Source organism: Psychrobacillus sp. FSL K6-2843, assembly GCF_038626375.1.
GTDB classification, from domain to species: domain Bacteria; phylum Bacillota; class Bacilli; order Bacillales_A; family Planococcaceae; genus Psychrobacillus; species Psychrobacillus faecigallinarum.
Genome location: NZ_CP152021.1, coordinates 3,947,854 through 3,968,224, shown reverse-complemented (window position 1 = coordinate 3,968,224; position 20,371 = coordinate 3,947,854). Strand labels below are relative to the sequence as shown.

The 20,371-nt window shown below is 38.7% G+C and carries 33 protein-coding genes; all 33 read left to right on the top strand.

Going from position 1 to position 20,371, the window contains the following annotated elements:
• Positions 1-82 precede the first annotated feature (82 nt).
• The 33 genes from MKY94_RS20380 (at position 83) to MKY94_RS20220 (ending at position 20,356) form a co-directional block, all read left to right on the top strand.
• A complete protein-coding gene (locus MKY94_RS20380) occupies positions 83-772 on the top strand; it encodes a response regulator transcription factor (RefSeq protein WP_191697391.1) in 690 nt (229 codons plus the stop codon).
• Positions 773-774: 2 nt separating this feature from the next.
• Positions 775-1,800, top strand: coding sequence for a sensor histidine kinase (locus MKY94_RS20375; RefSeq protein ID WP_342577745.1), 1,026 nt, complete (start codon positions 775-777; stop codon positions 1,798-1,800).
• 99 nt (positions 1,801-1,899) lie between these two features.
• Entirely contained in the window at positions 1,900-2,661 is a 762-nt protein-coding gene (locus tag MKY94_RS20370) for an ABC transporter ATP-binding protein (RefSeq protein WP_144540970.1), read from the top strand.
• A complete protein-coding gene (locus MKY94_RS20365; RefSeq protein WP_191697393.1) occupies positions 2,651-4,639 on the top strand; it encodes an FtsX-like permease family protein in 1,989 nt (662 codons plus the stop codon). The genes MKY94_RS20370 and MKY94_RS20365 overlap by 11 nt, the downstream gene beginning before the upstream one ends.
• 118 nt (positions 4,640-4,757) lie before the next feature.
• Positions 4,758-6,074, top strand: a complete 1,317-nt coding sequence (locus MKY94_RS20360) for a Na+/H+ antiporter NhaC family protein (protein ID WP_151112050.1) — start codon at positions 4,758-4,760, stop codon at positions 6,072-6,074.
• A 393-nt stretch (positions 6,075-6,467) separates the two neighbouring features.
• On the top strand, positions 6,468-6,776 hold the full coding sequence (gene rpsJ, locus MKY94_RS20355) for a 30S ribosomal protein S10 (protein WP_042478628.1): 309 nt from the start codon (positions 6,468-6,470) through the stop codon (positions 6,774-6,776).
• Positions 6,777-6,821: 45 nt separating this feature from the next.
• Positions 6,822-7,451: a 50S ribosomal protein L3 gene (gene rplC, locus MKY94_RS20350; protein WP_144540976.1), complete on the top strand. Its 630-nt coding sequence runs from the start codon at positions 6,822-6,824 to the stop codon at positions 7,449-7,451.
• A 26-nt stretch (positions 7,452-7,477) separates the two neighbouring features.
• On the top strand, positions 7,478-8,101 hold the full coding sequence (gene rplD / locus MKY94_RS20345) for a 50S ribosomal protein L4 (RefSeq protein WP_144540978.1): 624 nt from the start codon (positions 7,478-7,480) through the stop codon (positions 8,099-8,101).
• Positions 8,101-8,385, top strand: a complete 285-nt coding sequence (gene rplW / locus MKY94_RS20340) for a 50S ribosomal protein L23 (protein ID WP_144540980.1) — start codon at positions 8,101-8,103, stop codon at positions 8,383-8,385. Before rplD ends, rplW begins: the two co-directional genes overlap by 1 nt.
• Before the next feature lie 41 nt (positions 8,386-8,426).
• Complete coding sequence (rplB, locus tag MKY94_RS20335) at positions 8,427-9,257, top strand: 50S ribosomal protein L2 (protein ID WP_144540982.1); 831 nt, start codon at positions 8,427-8,429, stop codon at positions 9,255-9,257.
• Between the two features lie 60 nt (positions 9,258-9,317).
• Positions 9,318-9,596 (top strand): 30S ribosomal protein S19, encoded by a 279-nt coding sequence (gene rpsS, locus MKY94_RS20330; protein WP_090567829.1) that lies wholly within the window; start codon positions 9,318-9,320, stop codon positions 9,594-9,596.
• Between the two features lie 20 nt (positions 9,597-9,616).
• Positions 9,617-9,961: a 50S ribosomal protein L22 gene (gene rplV, locus MKY94_RS20325; protein WP_144540983.1), complete on the top strand. Its 345-nt coding sequence runs from the start codon at positions 9,617-9,619 to the stop codon at positions 9,959-9,961.
• A gap of 3 nt (positions 9,962-9,964) precedes the next feature.
• Entirely contained in the window at positions 9,965-10,621 is a 657-nt protein-coding gene (rpsC, locus tag MKY94_RS20320; RefSeq protein ID WP_144540985.1) for a 30S ribosomal protein S3, read from the top strand.
• Position 10,622: 1 nt separating this feature from the next.
• Positions 10,623-11,057 (top strand): 50S ribosomal protein L16, encoded by a 435-nt coding sequence (rplP, locus tag MKY94_RS20315; protein WP_144540987.1) that lies wholly within the window; start codon positions 10,623-10,625, stop codon positions 11,055-11,057.
• Complete coding sequence (rpmC, locus tag MKY94_RS20310; protein ID WP_053591325.1) at positions 11,047-11,247, top strand: 50S ribosomal protein L29; 201 nt, start codon at positions 11,047-11,049, stop codon at positions 11,245-11,247. The genes rplP and rpmC overlap by 11 nt, the downstream gene beginning before the upstream one ends.
• 18 nt (positions 11,248-11,265) lie before the next feature.
• Entirely contained in the window at positions 11,266-11,529 is a 264-nt protein-coding gene (gene rpsQ / locus MKY94_RS20305; protein ID WP_144540989.1) for a 30S ribosomal protein S17, read from the top strand.
• 44 nt (positions 11,530-11,573) lie between these two features.
• On the top strand, positions 11,574-11,942 hold the full coding sequence (gene rplN / locus MKY94_RS20300) for a 50S ribosomal protein L14 (RefSeq protein WP_053591327.1): 369 nt from the start codon (positions 11,574-11,576) through the stop codon (positions 11,940-11,942).
• Between the two features lie 37 nt (positions 11,943-11,979).
• Positions 11,980-12,288: a 50S ribosomal protein L24 gene (rplX, locus tag MKY94_RS20295; RefSeq protein WP_144540991.1), complete on the top strand. Its 309-nt coding sequence runs from the start codon at positions 11,980-11,982 to the stop codon at positions 12,286-12,288.
• Between the two features lie 23 nt (positions 12,289-12,311).
• Positions 12,312-12,851, top strand: a complete 540-nt coding sequence (gene rplE, locus MKY94_RS20290; protein WP_144540993.1) for a 50S ribosomal protein L5 — start codon at positions 12,312-12,314, stop codon at positions 12,849-12,851.
• An 18-nt stretch (positions 12,852-12,869) separates the two neighbouring features.
• On the top strand, positions 12,870-13,055 hold the full coding sequence (rpsN, locus tag MKY94_RS20285; protein WP_053591330.1) for a 30S ribosomal protein S14: 186 nt from the start codon (positions 12,870-12,872) through the stop codon (positions 13,053-13,055).
• 30 nt (positions 13,056-13,085) lie between these two features.
• On the top strand, positions 13,086-13,484 hold the full coding sequence (rpsH, locus tag MKY94_RS20280; protein ID WP_144540995.1) for a 30S ribosomal protein S8: 399 nt from the start codon (positions 13,086-13,088) through the stop codon (positions 13,482-13,484).
• A 30-nt stretch (positions 13,485-13,514) separates the two neighbouring features.
• Complete coding sequence (gene rplF / locus MKY94_RS20275) at positions 13,515-14,054, top strand: 50S ribosomal protein L6 (protein ID WP_144540997.1); 540 nt, start codon at positions 13,515-13,517, stop codon at positions 14,052-14,054.
• A gap of 30 nt (positions 14,055-14,084) precedes the next feature.
• A complete protein-coding gene (rplR, locus tag MKY94_RS20270) occupies positions 14,085-14,444 on the top strand; it encodes a 50S ribosomal protein L18 (protein WP_144540999.1) in 360 nt (119 codons plus the stop codon).
• Positions 14,445-14,465: 21 nt separating this feature from the next.
• The gene (gene rpsE, locus MKY94_RS20265) at positions 14,466-14,966 is read left to right on the top strand and encodes a 30S ribosomal protein S5 (protein ID WP_144541001.1); all 501 of its coding nucleotides are present in this window, start codon (positions 14,466-14,468) and stop codon (positions 14,964-14,966) included.
• 14 nt (positions 14,967-14,980) lie between these two features.
• Complete coding sequence (rpmD, locus tag MKY94_RS20260; protein WP_144541003.1) at positions 14,981-15,163, top strand: 50S ribosomal protein L30; 183 nt, start codon at positions 14,981-14,983, stop codon at positions 15,161-15,163.
• Positions 15,164-15,195: 32 nt separating this feature from the next.
• Entirely contained in the window at positions 15,196-15,636 is a 441-nt protein-coding gene (gene rplO / locus MKY94_RS20255) for a 50S ribosomal protein L15 (protein WP_144541006.1), read from the top strand.
• Positions 15,636-16,928, top strand: a complete 1,293-nt coding sequence (gene secY / locus MKY94_RS20250; RefSeq protein ID WP_144541008.1) for a preprotein translocase subunit SecY — start codon at positions 15,636-15,638, stop codon at positions 16,926-16,928. Before rplO ends, secY begins: the two co-directional genes overlap by 1 nt.
• A 65-nt stretch (positions 16,929-16,993) precedes the next feature.
• Positions 16,994-17,647 (top strand): adenylate kinase, encoded by a 654-nt coding sequence (locus MKY94_RS20245; protein WP_342577743.1) that lies wholly within the window; start codon positions 16,994-16,996, stop codon positions 17,645-17,647.
• A gap of 454 nt (positions 17,648-18,101) precedes the next feature.
• Positions 18,102-18,320 (top strand): translation initiation factor IF-1, encoded by a 219-nt coding sequence (gene infA / locus MKY94_RS20240; protein WP_016429904.1) that lies wholly within the window; start codon positions 18,102-18,104, stop codon positions 18,318-18,320.
• Positions 18,321-18,357: 37 nt separating this feature from the next.
• Positions 18,358-18,471, top strand: a complete 114-nt coding sequence (gene rpmJ, locus MKY94_RS20235) for a 50S ribosomal protein L36 (RefSeq protein WP_003247619.1) — start codon at positions 18,358-18,360, stop codon at positions 18,469-18,471.
• A gap of 23 nt (positions 18,472-18,494) precedes the next feature.
• Positions 18,495-18,860, top strand: a complete 366-nt coding sequence (gene rpsM / locus MKY94_RS20230; protein WP_090567879.1) for a 30S ribosomal protein S13 — start codon at positions 18,495-18,497, stop codon at positions 18,858-18,860.
• 25 nt (positions 18,861-18,885) lie between these two features.
• Positions 18,886-19,275: a 30S ribosomal protein S11 gene (gene rpsK / locus MKY94_RS20225; RefSeq protein WP_053591340.1), complete on the top strand. Its 390-nt coding sequence runs from the start codon at positions 18,886-18,888 to the stop codon at positions 19,273-19,275.
• Positions 19,276-19,411: 136 nt separating this feature from the next.
• Positions 19,412-20,356, top strand: a complete 945-nt coding sequence (locus tag MKY94_RS20220) for a DNA-directed RNA polymerase subunit alpha (RefSeq protein WP_144541012.1) — start codon at positions 19,412-19,414, stop codon at positions 20,354-20,356.
• Positions 20,357-20,371: the final 15 nt, after the last annotated feature.

The following is a 20,371-nucleotide window of genomic DNA, read 5'->3' as shown; positions in this document are numbered from 1 at the left end:
AATTATAAAATCCATCTCGTGACGACGAGGTGGATTTTTTTGTGCTTAAAAATGGTAAACTAATTTTAAAGGGGTGGTTCCATTGAGCGTAAAAGTATTTTTAATTGAAGATGACATGTCAATATTCGAGATGATACAGGATCGTTTTAAACAATGGGCATTAGAAGTTATAGGCCCATCAACTTTTCAGCGCGTAATGGATGATTTCATACAAGAAGCTCCACAGTTAGTTATAGTAGATATTCAGCTTCCGGCTTATGATGGATTTCATTGGTGTAGGCAAATAAGGGCAGTTTCTAAAGTACCGATTATATTTCTATCTTCTCGGGATCATCCAATGGATATGATCATGGCAATGCAAATTGGTGCAGATGATTTCGTACAAAAACCCTTTCATATGGATGTTTTACTTGCGAAGGTTCAGGCAATACTTCGAAGAACCTATGATTATGGGGAAGAGCAAAATGAAATGACAAGGTGGAACGGAGCGACGGTAGATTTTTCGAAAGGTGTTCTCTTAAGGAACGACCTCTCGGTAGAATTAACTAAAAACGAATTATTTATTTTGCGGGTTTTATTGCAATCTGTAGACAAGATTGTATCGCGCGATGAATTAATGAGAAAACTATGGGATGACGAGAGATTTGTTAATGATAATACTTTATCCGTTAACGTGAATCGTCTGCGTTTAAAATTAGAAGAGATTGGTTTGACTGATGTCATCCAAACCAAAAAAGGATTAGGTTATATGGCCATTTCAAAGGAGGGATAAACATGTTGCTGACATTTCTCAAAGAAAGAATATCGTGGATAATATTCTTTCTTACCCTCCAGGTTTGGTTGAACATTATATTAACCCTTGATGTTGCCTTTAAGGATGTCTCCTTACTTTATATAAATATGATAAATGCAATTGCTTTTTTATTGTTTCTAGTATGGCGATTTAGAAAAGAAACACAGTATATAAAAAGTCTACAAGAGAACCTGGGAGTGGAAACAAGTTTTGATCGACTCCAAGAAGTGTTTCCAGAAGGCAGATCTAGCTTTGAAAAGAAAGTAACTGAGGTATTAGAGGATTGCTTTAGGATAGGAATAGACGAACTAAACGATTTAAAGGTTAAACACCTAGAGGAAGATGACCAAATTGTTTCATGGATTCATGAAGTGAAAACTCCATTAACAAGTATGAAGCTAATGATTGACTCCTTAGAGGATTCTAAAATGCAAAGAAAGCTAGAATTAGAATGGCTTAGAATTCATCTATTGCTAGATCAGCAGCTGCATCACACGAGACTATCCTCATTGGAAAAGGATTATATTATTGAGCAGGTAAACTTAAAAAAGGTAGTTTATCAGGAGATAAAAGAACTGCAGGGATGGTGTATTCAAAAGAATATTGGTTTTGACATAGATGATCTTCAAAAAACTGTCCTAACTGATCAAAAGTGGTTGGCATTTATACTAAGACAAATAATATCAAATGGTGTTAAGTACAGTAAAGAAAACAGCATTATTCAATTGTTTTTACGTAAAGATTCAGTCGGTCATCAACTTCTAACAATTCAAGATTTTGGTAGTGGTATTAGACAAGCGGATTTACCACGAATATTTAACAGGGCCTTCACAGGTACAACGGGACGTGAAACGAATGCCTCAACAGGAATGGGGCTATACCTAGCCAAAAATGCTGCAGACAAACTAGGTATAAAAATTAGTGTTCAGTCTAAGGTTAATGAAGGAACTTCCTTTATACTTCAATTTCCCTTGAAAAATGAAATGTCCAACATCTTAGGTAGGTGACAAAATTGTCATCTACTTTATTTATTCGTCATGTTAATCGAACGATTAAAGGAAGAAAACATTTTAAAATAAGGTTAATAAGGTATAGGAGGAAAATCCATGATCATATTAAGCGGTCGTAAAATAAAAAAAGTATATGGAAAAAAATCTACAGCGCAGGAAGTTTTAAAGGGAATTGATTTAGAGGTTCAAGAAGGTGAGTTTGTAGGAATAATGGGACCATCCGGTTCTGGAAAAACTACGCTTCTTAATGTACTAGCTTCTATAGATCAAGCGACAGAAGGGGTTATTGAAATAGCAGGAAATAACTTGCGTAGAATGAAGGAAAAACAGTTATCTAATTTTAGAAGAGAACAATTAGGTTTCATTTTTCAAGATTATAATTTATTGGATACGCTAACTGTAAAAGAAAATATTCTGCTCCCTTTATCGATTAGTAAGGTAACGAAAAAAGAGGCTGAAGATCGTTTTCAAGAAATTATAAGGACTCTAGGAATAGAAGATATTATTCATAAGTATCCAAATGAGATTTCAGGGGGGCAAAAACAAAGAACTTCTGCGGGAAGAGCTTTAATTGGGAATCCAACCATTGTATTTGCGGATGAACCTACAGGGGCACTAGATTCTAAAGCAGCAAGCGCATTACTTACTAACATGGAAAAAATTAATAAGGATAAGAAAGTTACTATTATGATGGTAACACATGATCCGGTGGCAGCAAGTTTTTGCTCGCGTGTATTGTTTTTAAAGGATGGCCAGCTATATACAGAACTATACAAAGGGGAAAATAATCGCGGACAGTTCTTTCAGGAGATTATGAATACGCAAGGTGTGCTTGGTGGTGATGGTTATGACGCTTAGTCAGCTAGTTTTCCGTAGTATGAAAAAGAATATTAAGCATTACTACTTATACTTCTTTGCTTTAATCTTTAGTGTCACACTTTATTTTTCTTTCGTCACGCTTCAATATAATCCAAGCATAGTGGAAATATCGGTAGGCGTTAAAGTTACTGCAGGTTTAAAGGCCGCTTCTTACTTGTTGTTATTTGTAGTTGTTTTCTTTGTTTTATATGCTAATCGCTTATTTATGAAGAGAAGAAGTAAGGAAATAGGTTTATATCAGCTTATTGGTATGTCGAAAAGTTTAGTAACAAGATTGTTAGCATTGGAAAACACAATACTTTGGATTGGTGCTCTTAGTTTAGGGGTAATCATTGGATTCCTAACGTCTCGGATATTTGCAATGATTTTATTGAAGGTGCTGGAAAAGGATGTTTTAGTAGACCTTACCTTTTCAGTAGAGGCTTTACAAATGACAGTTTTAGTATTTTTAGTGTTGCTCATAGTAGTCCTGATACAAACGACGTTTACTATTAGAAGAGTTTCTTTAATAACGCTTTTCCATTCTACCGCTATTGCAGAGGAGAAAATAAAGAAATTTAGTGGTTTCCAAATGTTCCTTGGACTTTTAGGATTATTAATGATTGGATATGGTTACTACTTATCTACCTCCTTGTTTGAGGTATATTCGGAGAACGCAAATATGCTACTAATTAAAATGCTATCGATCTTAGGTTCGACCATTTTTGGTACATTCTTAGTCTTCCGTTTTTCAGTTGCATTTCTTATGAACTTAGCAAGAAAGCGAAAAAAAGGACATTTATCAATTGAAGATGTTCTTTCATTAACACCAATCATGCACAGAATGAAAGCAAATGCGATGTCCTTAACGACAATTACTGTTATATCGGCAACTGCTTTAGCAATACTTTGTTTATCTTATATCTCCTACTATTCTGCAGGTTCTATGGCAGAACGGAATGTTCCTTTTGATTTTATATTGTTAAATGAACATGGTGAAGCATTTTTAGAGGAACTAGATAACAAGGGAATTAGTTATAATAAAACCGAAATCGATCTACTGAATGCAGAAGTGGAGACTGCTGAGCTCTACGAAGCAGGCATTCCAGCTGGTATGGAGATGAATGCCAAAGGATTCTATCAACTGCTGAAACTTAGTGATGCACAAAAAATGTGGCCACAGCTTTCTTTGGAGGAGGGTGAGGGCTATGTGAGTGGCTATAGTAGTATGATGTCTGAAATTGTAAAGATAGAGAGTGATAAACCGGTAAGCATAACGACTTCTGAAGGTGATATCTCTTTACATATAAAAGAAGTCAAGGAAGAGTCACCTCTTGTTTATAAACTTACGGGTGCAGGAGTATCTTTTATAGTAACGGATCAGCAGTTTGAACAGCTCGCTAAGGATAGTATAATTGGTCAAAATACTATTTGGGAAAAACAAGTAGGCATTAATATAAAAGATTCCTCCAATCAAAAAGAAGCACAGTATATTTACGAGTCTACTACGAATGACGGTTATAATGAAGCAGCAAATAGTGATGGTTACAGTGAACACTTTCAGGTTGACTCGCAGGAAATGTATCGCTCTTCTACGCTAGATATGTTTGGTCTAGTTATATTTATTACAGGTTTTCTTGGATTAGCCTTCCTAGTGACTACAGGTAGTATTTTATACTTCAAACAAATGTCGGAGGCCGATGAAGAAAGAGAATCTTATACCATTCTTCGTAAAATCGGATTTACAACAAATGAACTAATGAGAGGAATCTATCGAAAGCAATTATTCAACTTTGGATTTCCATTAATCATTGGTTTAGCGCATAGCTATTTTGCTGTTAAATCGGGCTGGATGCTATTTGGTACAGAACTAGTAGCTCCTTTACTCATTACGATGGGAGTCTATATTATTCTTTACTCTGTATTTGCTATCCTTACGGTCGGATACTATAAAAAAGTAGTCAATGAATCACTATAGTCTGTATACAGAAAACTCTTTGTTTTACAACAAAGAGTTTTTCTTATTGACTTTTAAATGGATTAACTATAAACTTCTATCATATTAGCAATCTAGTGTGTGAAAGTGAGTGTTTTAAATGAATGCAGTATTGATAGCAGTTGCTGTTATGTTAATTCTGAGTTTACTTCGTATAAATGTAGTGTTCTCATTAATCATAGGTGCATTGGTAGGTGGGCTTACAGCTGGCTTATCGGTCACAGAAACGATAGAAGCGTTTACTGGAGGATTAGGTGCAGGAGCAACAATAGCGCTTAGCTACGGGCTCTTAGGAGGCTTTGCGGTTGCCATATCGAAGACAGGCATACCAGAGTTATTAGTGGCGGCAATTCTCAAGGTTGTCAGAAGGGAAGGGGATTCCCAAAAGACAGGTTTAGCTAAGGTATTAGTATTCTTATTGCTATTGATGATGGCTATTTTCTCGCAGAACTTAATACCGATTCATATCGCATTTATTCCATTATTAGTTCCACCTATTTTAAAAGTATTAAATATGCTCCAAATAGATCGTAGATTGATTGCATGTATTTTGGCATTTGGGTTAATTACCCCTTATATGTTCTTACCATATGGGTTCGGAGCGATTTATCAACAAATTGTGGCAACACAGATGGAGCTATCTGGTCTTACAGTTGCTTTAGAGGATATTCCTCGCGCGATGGCAGTACCAGCCTTAGGAATGGTTGTAGGGCTTGTTATGGCGTTTGTTTTATATAGAAAGCCAAGACAATACCGTCAAGAAGAAGTTAAAGTAGAAGGATTACAACTAAACGTTAAAAAAAGCAGCGTGTTCTTCACAATTATTTCGTTGATTGCGGCTTTGTATGCACAAATCGCAACCGACTCAATGATAGCAGGGGCTCTAGCTGGAATCACAATACTTTATGTAACAGGTGCTTTAAAATGGAAGGAAGCTGACCAGCTATTAACAGAAGGTATGCGTATGATGGCATTCGTAGGGTTTGTTATGATTACAGCAAACGGATTTGCTGCTGTCATCAGTTCAACTGGTCATGTAGAAAGTTTAGTAGAGGCATCTGCAGAATTATTAAAGGGTAATGTCAGCTTGGCTGTGTTAATTATGTTAGTAATTGGTTTAATCGTAACTTTGGGAATTGGCTCTTCCTTTGCCACCATTCCAATAATCGCAGCGATCTTTGTTCCTTTAGCATTAGAGTTAGGATTAAGCCCCTTAGCTACTATAGCTTTAATAGGGACTGCAGGTGCATTGGGGGATGCGGGTTCGCCGGCATCTGATTCCACACTTGGACCAACAGCTGGTTTAAGCGTTGACGGACAACATAATCATATTTGGGATACAGTAGTACCGACATTCATTTGCTACAATATACCGTTAATCATTTTTGGCTGGCTTGCAGTAGTATATGTACTATAAGAGAAAGAGCTCCTCTGGGGCTCTTTTTATATAGGGCAAGATAATAGATGACATTTCCCAATAATTATCGAGGGATACAATAGAGCAATCACTTTTCTTATCCGAGGAATTTCTACCATTCATTTCATTTGTAATTTAAATAAGAATTTTATATACTAGAAAACGGCTAAAAAAACGCATAGTTTAAATGAATATATAAATAGTTGAAGCATATAAAAAGAATTCAAGAAAAAGACTTGCATATTCTTTTTTTATTGTATATAATGTTGAATGTTGGTCTTTGACTGCGATGAAACGAGAGGTTACCGACACACCCGGCCGCTTTGCCATGGCGAGTGTACGGAAAATTTTCGTGGAGAATGTCTAGAAAATAGGCGAAAAGGAGGGAAAATAATGGCAAAACAAAAAATTCGTATTCGTTTAAAAGCGTATGATCACAGAATCCTGGATCAATCTGCTGAGAAAATTGTAGAAACTGCTAAACGTTCAGGTGCAAGTGTATCGGGTCCGATTCCACTTCCGACTGAAAGATCTGTGTATACGATTCTTCGTGCTGTTCATAAGTATAAAGATTCTCGTGAGCAATTCGAAATGCGTACGCATAAACGTCTTATCGATATCGTTAACCCAACACCACAAACTGTTGATGCGTTAATGAAGCTTGATTTACCATCTGGCGTTGATATTGAAATCAAACTTTAATGGTAAAAGATAAAAAACAACTAATTATTATAGGAGGTGTGACGGATGACCAAAGGAATCTTAGGTAGAAAAATCGGTATGACGCAAGTATTTGCTGAGAACGGTGACTTAATCCCTGTAACAGTTATTGAAGCTACTCCAAACGTAGTGCTTCAAAAGAAAACTGCAGAAACAGACGGTTACGAAGCGATTCAGTTAGGTTTTGAAGATAAGCGCGAAAAGCTTTCTAACAAACCTGCTAAAGGACACGTAGCTAAAGCTAGCACCGCTCCTAAGCGCTTCATCCGCGAATTCCGCGGCTTGGATACAGCTAATTACGAGGTTGGTCAAGAAGTCAACGTAGAAAGTTTTGCAGAAGGCGATGTAATTGATGTAACAGGTATTACTAAAGGTAAAGGTTTCCAAGGTGTTATTAAACGCCACGGACAATCTCGTGGACCAATGGCCCATGGATCTCGTTATCACCGTCGTCCAGGTTCAATGGGGCCAGTTGCTCCGAACCGTGTATTCAAACAAAAGAAATTACCTGGTCAAATGGGTGGACACACAGTAACAATCCAAAACTTACAAATCGTAAGAGTGGATGCTGAACGTAACCTATTATTAGTAAAAGGTAATGTTCCTGGTTCTCGTAAATCATTAGTAGTTGTTAAGGCTGCTATTAAATCGAAATAATTCTCTGAAGAAAGGAGGAAACAGGAATGACAAAAGTATCTTTATTCAATCAAGCAGGATCTTCTGTTGGGGAAATCGAGTTAAACGATAAAGTTTTCGGAATTGAACCAAACGAATCTGTGCTATTTGAAGCTATCATTTCTCAACGTGCTTCACTTCGTCAAGGTAATCACAAAGTGAAAAATCGTTCTGAAGTAGCTGGTGGTGGTCGTAAACCATGGAAGCAAAAAGGAACAGGTCGTGCTCGTCAAGGTTCGATCCGCTCTCCACAATGGCGTGGCGGTGGTACTGTATTTGGTCCAGTTCCACGTAGCTATAGCTATAAATTACCTAAGAAAGTACGTCGTTTAGCTCTTCTTTCAGCTCTTTCATCTAAAGTGCGTGAAGAAAGCATCGTAGTACTTGAAGGGTTAGCATTTGATGCTCCAAAAACAAAAGAATTTGTGAAAGTGTTATCTAACCTTTCAATCAATAAAAAAGCGTTAGTAGTAACTGCTGATTTAGATGAAAACGTAGCATTAGCTGCTCGTAACATCCCTGGAATCACAGTTGTGTCTGCAACAGGCATTAACGTATTAGATTTAGTTGGTCACGATAAATTAGTGATGACTAAAGCTGCAGTAGAAAAAGTAGAGGAGGTGCTTGGTTAATGGAAGCACGTGATATTATTAAACGTCCGGTCATTACCGAGCGTTCTTCTGAAGTAATGGCAGATAAAAAGTACACTTTCGAAGTGGACACTCGCGCTAACAAAACACAAGTTAAATATGCAGTTGAAGAAATCTTTGGAGTAGATGTTGAAAAAGTTAACATCATGAACTACAAAGGTAAATTCAAACGCGTAGGTAAATTTGGCGGTTATACTAACAAACGTCGTAAAGCGATTGTTACATTAACTACAGACAGCAAAGAAATCGAGTTATTCGAAATTTAATCCTTTAACAAGGAATTAATAATCAAGAAGGAGGGAATAAAATGGCGATTAGAAAGTATAAACCAACGACAAACGGACGTCGTAACATGACTTCACTTGACTACGCTGAAATCACAACGAACAAGCCTGAGAAATCACTTCTTGCTCCTGTTAAGCGTAAAGGCGGCCGTAACAATCAAGGTAAAATTACTGTTCGTCATCATGGTGGTGGACACAAACGCCAATACCGCGTAATTGATTTCAAACGAAACAAAGACGGTATTCCAGCACGTGTTGCTACTATTGAATATGATCCAAACCGTTCTGCAAACATCGCATTACTAAATTATGCTGATGGGGAAAAACGTTATATCCTAGCTCCTAAAGGCTTAGAAGTTGGAATGACAATCGTGTCAGGTCCAGAAGCTGATATTAAAGTAGGTAACGCACTTCCATTGCAAAACATTCCAATGGGTACTACTATCCATAACATCGAAATGAAACCTGGTAAAGGTGGTCAGTTAGTTCGTTCTGCTGGTACATCTGCTCAATTATTAGGTAAAGAAGGTAAGTACGTTATCGTACGTTTACAATCTGGTGAAGTTCGTTTAATCCTAGGTGTTTGCCGCGCTACTGTTGGTGAAGTAGGAAATGAACAACATGAACTTGTAAACATCGGTAAAGCAGGTCGTAATCGTTGGTTAGGTAAACGCCCAACTGTACGTGGATCTGTAATGAACCCTAACGACCATCCACACGGTGGTGGTGAAGGACGTACTCCAATCGGACGTAAGTCTCCAATGTCTCCATGGGGTAAACCAACTCTTGGATACAAAACTCGTAGCAAGAAAAACAAATCCGACAAACTTATTATTCGTCGTCGTAAAAAATAAAGTGGTTTTACTACGGTTCAAAGAACGAGCCGTGGTGCAATCACAGAGGGAGGTTTCAGCATGGGTCGTAGCTTGAAAAAAGGACCTTTCGCAGACGATCATTTATTGAAAAAGGTCGATGCACAAAAGGACTCTGAGAAAAAACAAGTGATTAAGACTTGGTCTCGCCGTTCAACAATTTTCCCTACTTTTATCGGATTAACAATCGCAGTATATGACGGACGTAAACATGTACCGGTATACGTGACTGAAGATATGGTAGGTCATAAACTAGGCGAGTTTGCACCAACACGCGCTTATAAAAGTCATGGTGCAGATGATAAGAAAACAAGACGCTAATTTGAGAGGAGGTCATTCAAATGTCACAAGCAAAAGCTATTGCTAAAACAGTGCGCATTGCTCCTCGTAAGGTAAGATTAGTCGTTGATTTAATCAGAGGTAAGCAAGTCGGTGAAGCAGTTGCAATTTTACAACTTACTCCTAAAGCAGCATCTCCTGTTGTTGAGAAAGTATTAAAATCTGCTATTGCAAACGCTGAGCACAATTATGATTTAGATATTAACAACCTAGTTGTTTCTGAAGTATTTGTTGATGAAGGTCCAACATTAAAACGTTTCCGTCCACGTGCGATGGGTCGTGCAAGTGCTATCAACAAACGTACAAGCCACATTACTGTAGTGGTATCTGAGAAGAAGGAGGGATAATTCGTGGGTCAAAAAGTTCATCCAATAGGAATGCGAGTTGGGATCATTCGTGACTGGGAGTCAAAATGGTACGCTGGTAAAGACTATGCAAACTTACTTCATGAAGATTTAAAAATTCGTAAGTATATTGAAACTCGTTTAAAAGATGCTTCAGTTTCTACTGTAGAAATCGAACGTGCTGCTAAACGTGTTAACATCACTATTCACACTGCGAAACCAGGAATGGTAATCGGTAAAGGTGGTACTGAAGTCGAAGCACTTCGTAAACACCTGAACGATATCACTGGCAAGCGTGTACACATCAACATCGTAGAAATTAAAAGAGCTGACCTTGATGCTAAATTAGTAGCTGAAAGTATTGCACGCCAATTAGAAGGCCGCGTATCTTTCCGTCGTGCTCAAAAACAAGCAATTCAACGTACAATGCGTGCTGGCGCTAAAGGTATTAAAACTCAAGTATCTGGACGCTTAGGCGGCGCTGACATTGCGCGTGCTGAACATTACAGCGAAGGAACTGTACCACTTCATACATTACGTGCAGATATCGATTATGCACATGCTGAAGCTGACACTACTTACGGTAAGTTAGGCGTTAAAGTATGGATCTATCGTGGTGAAGTCCTTCCAGTTAAGAAGAACTCTGAGGAAGGAGGCAAATAATATGTTAATGCCTAAACGCGTTAAATATCGTCGCGAACACCGTGGGAAAATGCGTGGTGAAGCAAAAGGCGGTAAAGAAATAGCATTCGGTGAGTTTGGTTTACAAGCAACTGAAGCTAGCTGGATTACAAGTCGTCAAATTGAATCAGCTCGTATTGCAATGACACGTTACATGAAACGTGGCGGTAAAGTATGGATTAAAATCTTCCCACATAAACCTTATACGAAAAAGCCTCTAGAGGTTCGTATGGGATCCGGTAAAGGTGCTCCTGAAGGTTGGGTAGCTGTAGTTAAACCAGGGAAAATTATGTTTGAAATTGCTGGCGTATCTGAAGAGGTAGCTCGCGAAGCTTTACGCTTAGCTTCTCATAAGCTTCCTATTAAATGTAAGATAGTTAAACGTCAAGAAATTGGTGGTGAATCTAATGAAAGCTAATGACATCCGTGAACTTACTACTGCAGAAATTGAACAAAAGGTAAAATCACTGAAAGAAGAGCTTTTCAACCTTCGCTTCCAATTGGCGACTGGTCAATTAGAAAACACAGCTCGCATTCGTGAAGTTCGTAAGGCGATTGCACGTATGAAAACTGTGATTCGCGAAAGAGAAATCAGTGCAAACAACTGATAAAGGAGGTTTTCAGGCATGACTGAGCGTAATCAACGCAAAGTATACACTGGCCGTGTAGTTTCTGACAAAATGGAAAAAACTATTACTGTTTTAGTTGAGACTCATAAAAAACACAAATTATACGGTAAGCGTGTAAAATATTCTAAGAAATTTAAGGCTCATGATGAGCAAAACGAAGCCCAAATCGGCGATATCGTCCGTATCATGGAAACTCGTCCGCTATCAGCTACAAAACGTTTCCGTTTACTGGAAGTTGTAGAAAAAGCGGTTATTATCTAATAATAAATTTCGGAAATAATTAATTCCGGAGGGAGGTAACCTAAGTGATCCAACAAGAAACTCGTATGAAAGTTGCAGACAACTCAGGTGCACGTGAAGTTTTAACAATAAAAGTACTTGGTGGTACTGGACGTAAGACTGCTAATATCGGCGATATCGTCGTATGTACAGTTAAGAAAGCAACACCAGGTGGCGTTGTCAAGAAGGGTGACGTAGTTAAAGCAGTTATCGTTCGCACTAAAAGCGGCGTACGCCGTAAAGACGGAACTTATATCAAATTTGATGAGAATGCATGCGTTATTATCAAAGACGATAAAGGACCGCGTGGAACTCGTATTTTCGGACCTGTTGCGCGTGAACTACGTGACAGCAACTTCATGAAAATCGTATCTTTAGCTCCAGAAGTTCTTTAATTATCATGAAAGTGCCAATCAAGGAGGTGCGACAAGAATGCATGTTAAAAAAGGCGACAAAGTAATGGTGATCTCGGGTAAAGACAAAGGGAAAACAGGCGTTATCCTTACAGCTTATCCGAAGAAAGACCGTGTTTTAGTTGAAGGTGTCAACATCATCAAAAAACACATGAAGCCAAACCAAGCTAATCCGCAAGGAGGAATTGAGAGCCGTGAGGCTGCAATTCACGTATCGAATGTTATGTTAATCGACCCAAAAACTGGCGAGCCGACTCGCGTAGGTTATAAAGTAGAAGATGGCAAAAAAGTTCGTGTTGCGAAAAAATCTGGTGAAATTATTAAATAAGTAAAGAGAAAGGAGGTACACACATGAACCGCCTAAAAGAAAAGTATCTTAAGGAAGTTTCTCCTGCTCTAATGAGCAAGTTTGAATATAGTTCAGTAATGCAAGTTCCTAAAGTTGATAAAATTGTTATCAACATGGGTGTGGGTGATGCTGTATCTAATACAAAAGCACTTGATGCTGCTGTTGAAGAATTACAAATTATTTCAGGTCAAAAACCTGTAGTTACGAAAGCTAAAAAATCGATCGCTGGATTCCGTCTACGTGAAGGTATGCCAATCGGTGCAAAAGTTACATTACGCGGAGAGCGTATGTATGACTTTTTGGATAAATTAATCTCTATCTCTCTTCCACGTGTACGTGACTTCCGTGGTGTTTCTAAAAAAGCATTTGACGGTCGCGGTAACTACACTTTAGGAGTAAAAGAGCAATTAATCTTCCCTGAAATCGATTATGATAAAGTTTCGAAAGTACGCGGTATGGACATCGTAATTGTAACAACTGCGAACTCTGACGAAGAAGCTCGTGAGTTATTAACACAGTTCGGTATGCCATTCCAAAAGTAAAATAAGGGAGGCGAAAACGTGGCTAAAAAATCAATGATCGTTAAACAACAACGTACGCCAAAGTTCAAAGTGCAAGAATACACACGCTGTGAGCGTTGTGGACGTCCGCACTCTGTATATCGTAAATTTAAGCTTTGCCGTATTTGTTTCCGTGAACTTGCATACAAGGGACAAATTCCTGGCGTTAAAAAAGCAAGCTGGTAATCCCCTATAACTGGGAAGGAGGTAAATGTAATGACAATGTCAGATCCAATTGCAGATATGCTAACACGCATTCGTAATGCTAACATGGTTCGTCACGAGAAATTAGAAATTCCTGCTTCAAACTTGAAAAAGGAAATCGCTGAAATTTTAAAACGCGAAGGTTTCATCCGTGACGTTGAATATGTAGAAGATAGCAAACAAGGAATCATCCGTATCTTCTTAAAATATGGTCAAAACGACGAGCGCGTTATCACTGGTTTGAAACGTATTTCAAAACCTGGTCTACGCGTTTACGCTAAAACAAACGAAGTGCCTAAAGTATTGAACGGTTTAGGAATTGCTTTAGTTTCTACTTCAAATGGTTTATTAACAGATAAAGAAGCTCGCGCTAAACAAGTTGGCGGAGAAATCGTAGCTTACGTTTGGTAATAATCAACAAACGAATGGAGGTGCAACAAAATGTCTCGAGTAGGTAAAAAACCAATAGAGGTTCCTGCTAACGTTACTGTTACAGTTAGCGCTGATAACTCAGTAGTCGTTAAAGGACCAAAAGGTGAATTAACAAATTCTTTTAACCAAGATATCAAGATTGAACAAGAAGGTAATGTTATTACTTTAGTTCGTCCTTCAGATTCTAAAGAACACCGTACAATCCATGGCACAACTCGTGCTTTATTAGCAAACATGATTACTGGTGTTTCTGAAGGATTTGCACGTGGACTTGAATTAGTTGGGGTTGGTTACCGTGCACAATTACAAGGTAAGAAACTTGTACTTAACGTAGGGTACTCTCATCCAGTTGAATTCACTCCTGAAGATGGACTTGAAGTTGAAGTTCCTTCTAATACAAAAGTTATCGTTCGCGGTATTAACAAAGAACGCGTTGGTGCATTAGCATCTAACATCCGTCAAGTTCGCCCACCTGAGCCTTATAAAGGTAAAGGTATTCGCTATGAAGGTGAAGTTGTACGCCGCAAAGAAGGTAAAACAGGTAAATAATGCATTGCGCATTAGAAAGGAGTGACTACTGTGATTACGAAACAAGACAAAAATCAAGTTCGTAAGAAACGTCATGCACGTGTTCGTACAAAAATCACGGGTACTACTGAACGTCCTCGTTTAAATGTATTCCGTTCTAATAAACACTTATACGCTCAACTTATTGATGATGCACAAGGTGTAACAATCGTAAGTGCATCAACTATGGACAAAGATTTCAATGGCACAGCTGGAAACGTTGAAGCTGCTAAATTGATCGGAGAAACAATCGCTAAACGCGCTACTGAAAAGAACATTAAATCTGTTGTATTCGACCGTGGCGGTTACTTATATCATGGACGTGTTAAAGCGTTAGCTGAAGCTGCACGTGAAAACGGCTTAGAATTTTAAGAAGAAGGAGGGACATATTTCATGCGTGGTATTGACCCAAACAAACTTGAACTTGAAGAACGCGTAGTAACAATTAATCGTGTTGCTAAAGTTGTAAAAGGTGGACGTCGTTTCCGTTTTACTGCATTAGTAGTAGTTGGAGACAAAAACGGACATGTAGGATTTGGTACTGGGAAAGCTCAAGAGGTTCCAGATGCTATCCGTAAAGCAGTTGAAGATGCGAAGAAAAACCTAATTGAAGTACCAAGAGTTGGCGGAACTACTCCTCACCAAGTAATTGGTCGCTTTGGAGCTGGATCTATTCTAGTTAAACCAGCAGCACCAGGTACTGGAGTTATCGCTGGAGGACCGGTTCGTGCGGTTCTTGAATTAGCTGGTATTACTGATATTCTTTCGAAATCACTTGGATCTAACACACCAATTAACATGGTTCGTGCTACAGTACAAGGTTTAAATCAACTAAAACGTGCTGAGGACGTTGCTAAATTACGTGGTAAATCAGTAGAAGAACTGTTAGGATAAGGGGGGAAATTACAATGGCAACTAAATTAGAAATCACCCTTACTAAAAGCTTGATTGGTGCAAAACCAAATCAACGCAAAACAGCAGAAGCTCTTGGATTACGTAAACTTCATCAAACAGTTGAGCACCAAGACAACGCCGCTATCCGCGGAATGGTTGGCAAAGTAGCTCACTTAGTAACTTTGAAAGAAATTTAAGGTTTATTTTAAGAATAAGGAGGTGCCACCATATGAAACTTCATGAGTTAAAACCAGCAGAAGGATCTCGCTCTACACGTAACCGCGTAGGTCGTGGTATCGGTTCTGGTAACGGTAAAACTGCAGGTAGAGGTCATAAAGGTCAGAATTCTCGTTCAGGCGGAGGAGTACGTCCAGGATTTGAAGGGGGTCAAAACCCTTTATTCCGTCGTTTACCAAAACGTGGATTTACTAACATCAACCGTAAAGAATATGCAATTGTGAACCTTGACACATTAAATCGTTTCGAAGAAGGCACAGAAGTTACACCTGCTCTATTAATTGAAACAGGTGTTGTGAGTAGTGAAAAATCTGGTATTAAGATCTTAGGTAATGGAACTCTTGAGAAGAAACTATCAGTAAAAGCTCACAAATTCTCTGCGACAGCAAAAGAAGCAATCGAGAATGCTGGCGGACAAACTGAGGTGGTTTAATGTTTCAGACAATCTCCAACTTTATGCGTGTGAGAGATATTCGAAATAAAATCATTTTTACCTTATTGATGCTAATCGTGTTTCGTATTGGGACATTTGTTCCAGTACCTCACGTTAATGCAGATGCGTTAAAGCAAACCGATGAATTAGGTTTAATTGGTTTCTTAAATACATTTGGTGGTGGAGCACTTGCTAACTTCTCTATTTTAGCAATGGGTATCATGCCATATATTACAGCATCAATCATCGTTCAGTTGTTACAAATGGACGTTGTTCCGAAGTTTACAGAGTGGGCAAAACAAGGTGAAGTCGGAAGACGGAAGCTTGCTCAATTTACTCGTTACTTCACAATTGTTTTAGCTTTTATACAAGCGATTGCTATGTCATATGGTTTTAACCAAATGTATAGCGGTTCTTTGATAAAAGATGAAGGAATCATGACCTACTTAACCATCGCAATCGTATTAACTGCAGGTACTGCATTCTTAATGTGGTTAGGTGAGCAAATCACCTCTAAAGGCGTTGGTAATGGTATTTCTGTGATTATCTTCGCAGGGATTGTTGCAGCTATTCCAAACGGTATAAACCAATTGTATGCTCAACAAATTCAAGATGCTGGTGATGCTTTATTCATCAACATCGTGATTATTATCTTGCTTTTATTGGCAATCATTGCTGTTACAGTAGGAGTTATTTACGTTCAACAAGCGTTGCGTAAAATTCCTATTCAATATGCAAAACGTGTTGCTGGCTCTTCTCAAACTGGAGGTCAACAAACACATTTACCTTTAAAAGTTAATGCTGCGGGAGTTATCCCAGTAATCTTTGCATCTGCGTTCCTTATGGCTCCGCAGTCTATCATTTTGTTCTTTGGTGAGAACAAAACGACAGAATTTATTAGAAATATGTTAGATTACACTCAGCCAGTAGGTATGATCATTTATGTTGCTTTGATAGCTGCCTTTACATATTTCTATGCGTTCATTCAGGTGAACCCGGAAAATGTAGCAGACAACTTGAAAAAGCAAGGTGCGTATATTCCAGGTATCCGTCCGGGGATAAACACACAAAATTACTTAACAAGCGTCTTATACCGTTTAACATTTGTAGGTGCTATTTTCTTAGCAGTAATCTCTATTATGCCATTATTATTTGTAAAGTTTGCTGGTTTACCACAATCTATACAAATTGGCGGAACAAGTCTGCTAATCATTGTTGGGGTAGCCCTTGAAACAATGAAACAATTAGAATCGCAATTAGTTAAACGTCACTATAAAGGCTTTATGAAATAATGTCGGTTTTTAGGAACGGTTAGAGTTCCTAAAAATCAACAAATAGTCCTGGGGGGCATTTCCGTATGAATATCGTTTTAATGGGTCTGCCTGGTGCCGGTAAAGGTACACAAGCAGATAAAATTGTTGAGAAGTACGCAATCCCTCATATTTCTACAGGCGACATGTTTCGTGCAGCTATTAAAGAAGGCACGGAGCTTGGTTTAAAAGCAAAATCGTTTATGGATCAAGGTGCATTAGTACCCGATGAAGTTACGATTGGTATTGTTCGTGAAAGATTAAGTAAACCAGATTGCGATCAAGGATTCCTATTAGATGGTTTCCCACGTACAGTTCCTCAAGCTGAAGCTTTAGATGCTTTACTTTCGGATCTAGGGAAATCTATTGAGCATGTGCTTAATATTCAAGTAGAACAAGAAGAATTGATTAAACGTCTAACAGGTCGTCGTATTTGTAAAGAGTGCGGCACTGCTTATCATCTTGTTTTCAACCCACCTACTAAAGATGGTGTTTGTGACAAAGATGGAGGAGAGCTTTATCAGCGTGCGGACGATAATCCCGAAACGGTGACAAACCGTCTGGAAGTAAATATGAAGCAAACACAACCTTTGCTTGATTTTTATCAGAACAAAGGTGTTTTAAGTAATTTAGATGGCCAGCAAGATATTAAAGTAGTCTTCGCTGACATCGATGCTCTGTTACAGGGCAACCGCATCTAAGAGCCCGGTGCCCGTCGCAGACGACTGAATATCCGGGTAGTATGCAAAGAACGTAAACGTTTTTTTCGAGAGCTGCAAAAGCATATTGCGCCCGGTATACGAACTGGATGAACTTGAAATGTGTTAACAGCGAGGACCCCCTAGTCCACGTGCATTTTGATTTCTGAAAGGGTATAATGGGTTTCGTGGAAAGCATTAATCGAACGGGTACTATGGAACTCATCCAACACATTCGTACGAACATGTTGACATGAGGGAGACAGGTTTCTACCAGTCAGTCTACTCGGTGGATTGCGTTAAAACGAAACCTTACGAGTGTCTTTCGAACATCTCTCATGATTTCCAAACATATGCTTAAAACGAATAGTTTCGTTCATTTTGAGGCTATACTACAGCAAATTACGTTTGAATATTGATGAGAACCTGATTTGTATATAGAAGGGAGACAGGGTTGATGGCGAAAGATGATGTAATTGAAGTCGAAGGAACAGTTGTTGAGACTTTGCCAAACGCGATGTTTAAGGTAGAATTAGAAAACGGTCATACGATACTTGCGCATGTATCGGGTAAAATTCGTATGCACTTTATCCGCATTTTACCTGGAGATAAAGTCACAATTGAACTTTCTCCTTACGATTTAACTCGCGGTCGTATCACGTACCGTTTTAAATAATCTTTTGCACTCCGGACTACTAAGGAGGTTGGGTTAGATGAAAGTGAGACCATCTGTGAAGCCGATCTGCGAAAAATGTAAAGTAATTCGCCGACGCGGTAAAGTAATGGTAATCTGTGAAAATCCTAAACACAAACAAAGACAAGGATAATAAGAAGGAGGTGCACGACACATATGGCACGTATTGCTGGTGTTGACATTCCACGCGATAAACGCGTTGTTATTGCATTAACATACATTTTCGGAATTGGTAAAACTACGTCACAAAAAGTATTAGCGGAAGCTGGTATCTCTGAAGAGACTCGCGTTCGTGATCTTACTGAAGACGAGCTAAACAAAATCCGTGAACAAATCGGTGTATACAAAGTAGAAGGTGACCTTCGTCGTGAAGTATCACTAAACATTAAACGTCTGATGGAAATCGGTTCATTCCGAGGAATCCGTCATCGTCGCGGCTTACCAGTACGCGGACAAAATACGAAGAACAATGCACGTACTCGTAAAGGTCCACGTAAAACAGTAGCTAACAAGAAAAAATAATCGGTAAAGGAGGTTTCTTCTTAACATGGCACGTAAACAACAAACACGTAAGCGTCGTGTGAAAAAGAATATCGAATCCGGTATTGCTCACATTCGCTCAACATTTAACAACACTATTGTGACTATAACAGACATGCAAGGTAACGCACTTTCTTGGTCAAGTGCTGGAGCTCTTGGATTCAGAGGTTCTCGTAAATCTACTCCATTCGCTGCACAAATGGCTGCTGAAACTGCTGCTAAAACTTCAATGGAACATGGTTTAAAAACTTTAGAAGTAACTGTTAAAGGTCCTGGTGCTGGTCGTGAAGCGGCAATCCGCGCACTTCAAGCTGCAGGTCTAGAAGTTACAGCAATTAAAGACGTAACACCAGTACCACATAATGGTTGCCGTCCACCAAAACGTCGTCGCGTTTAATAGGTGATCCTCAATATGTTTGAGAACATCATTTATTGTACAGACTGAGGTTGTGCAACACAGCAATCAGTTAAACGATCGAATTCATGATGGAAAGAACCTATACATTCGATGTTTTGAGGGAGGGTAAATTGGAATGATCGAAATTGAAAAACCAAAGATTGAAAGTGTAGAAATCAGCGAAAATGCCAAGTTTGGTAAATTTGTTGTAGAACCGCTTGAACGTGGCTATGGAAATACTTTGGGCAATTCTTTACGTCGTATCCTTCTGTCTTCTTTACCAGGAGCCGCAGTTACTTCTATTCAAATTGATGGCGTTTTACACGAGTTTTCAACTATTGAAGGCGTAGTGGAAGATGTAGCATCTATTATTATGAATGTGAAAAAACTAGCTCTTAAAATCTACTCTGATGAAGAAAAAGTCATAGAGATAGATGTAAAAGGAGAAGGAACTATTACAGCAGCTGACATTACTCATGACAGTGACGTGGAGATTTTAAATCCGGAGCTTTATATTGCTACAATCGGCAAAAATGGTCATTTCCGTATGCGTATGTACGCAGGGCGAGGCCGTGGCTACACTCCTGCTGATCAAAACAAACGTGAGGATCTTCCTATCGGCGTAATCCCGATCGACTCTATTTATACTCCAGTTTCACGCGTTAATTTTCAAGTGGAAAACACTCGTGTTGGACAAATGTCTAACTACGATAAATTAACTCTTGATGTGTGGACAGATGGCAGCACCGGTCCAAAAGAGGCGATTTCGCTTGGAGCAAAAATACTAACAGAGCACTTGAACATTTTTGTAGGGATGACAGATGAGGCACAAACTGCGGAAATCATGGTCGAAAAAGAAGAAGATCAAAAAGAAAAAGTTTTAGAGATGACTATTGAAGAACTTGATCTTTCTGTTCGTTCTTATAACTGCTTGAAGCGTGCAGGTATTAATACAGTACTTGAACTTGCTAGCAAGTCAGAAGACGATATGATGAAAGTAAGAAACCTTGGACGTAAATCTTTAGAAGAAGTAAGAGCTAAGTTAGATGAGCTTGGCTTAGGATTACGTAAAGAAGACTAAGCGATTTTTGATATA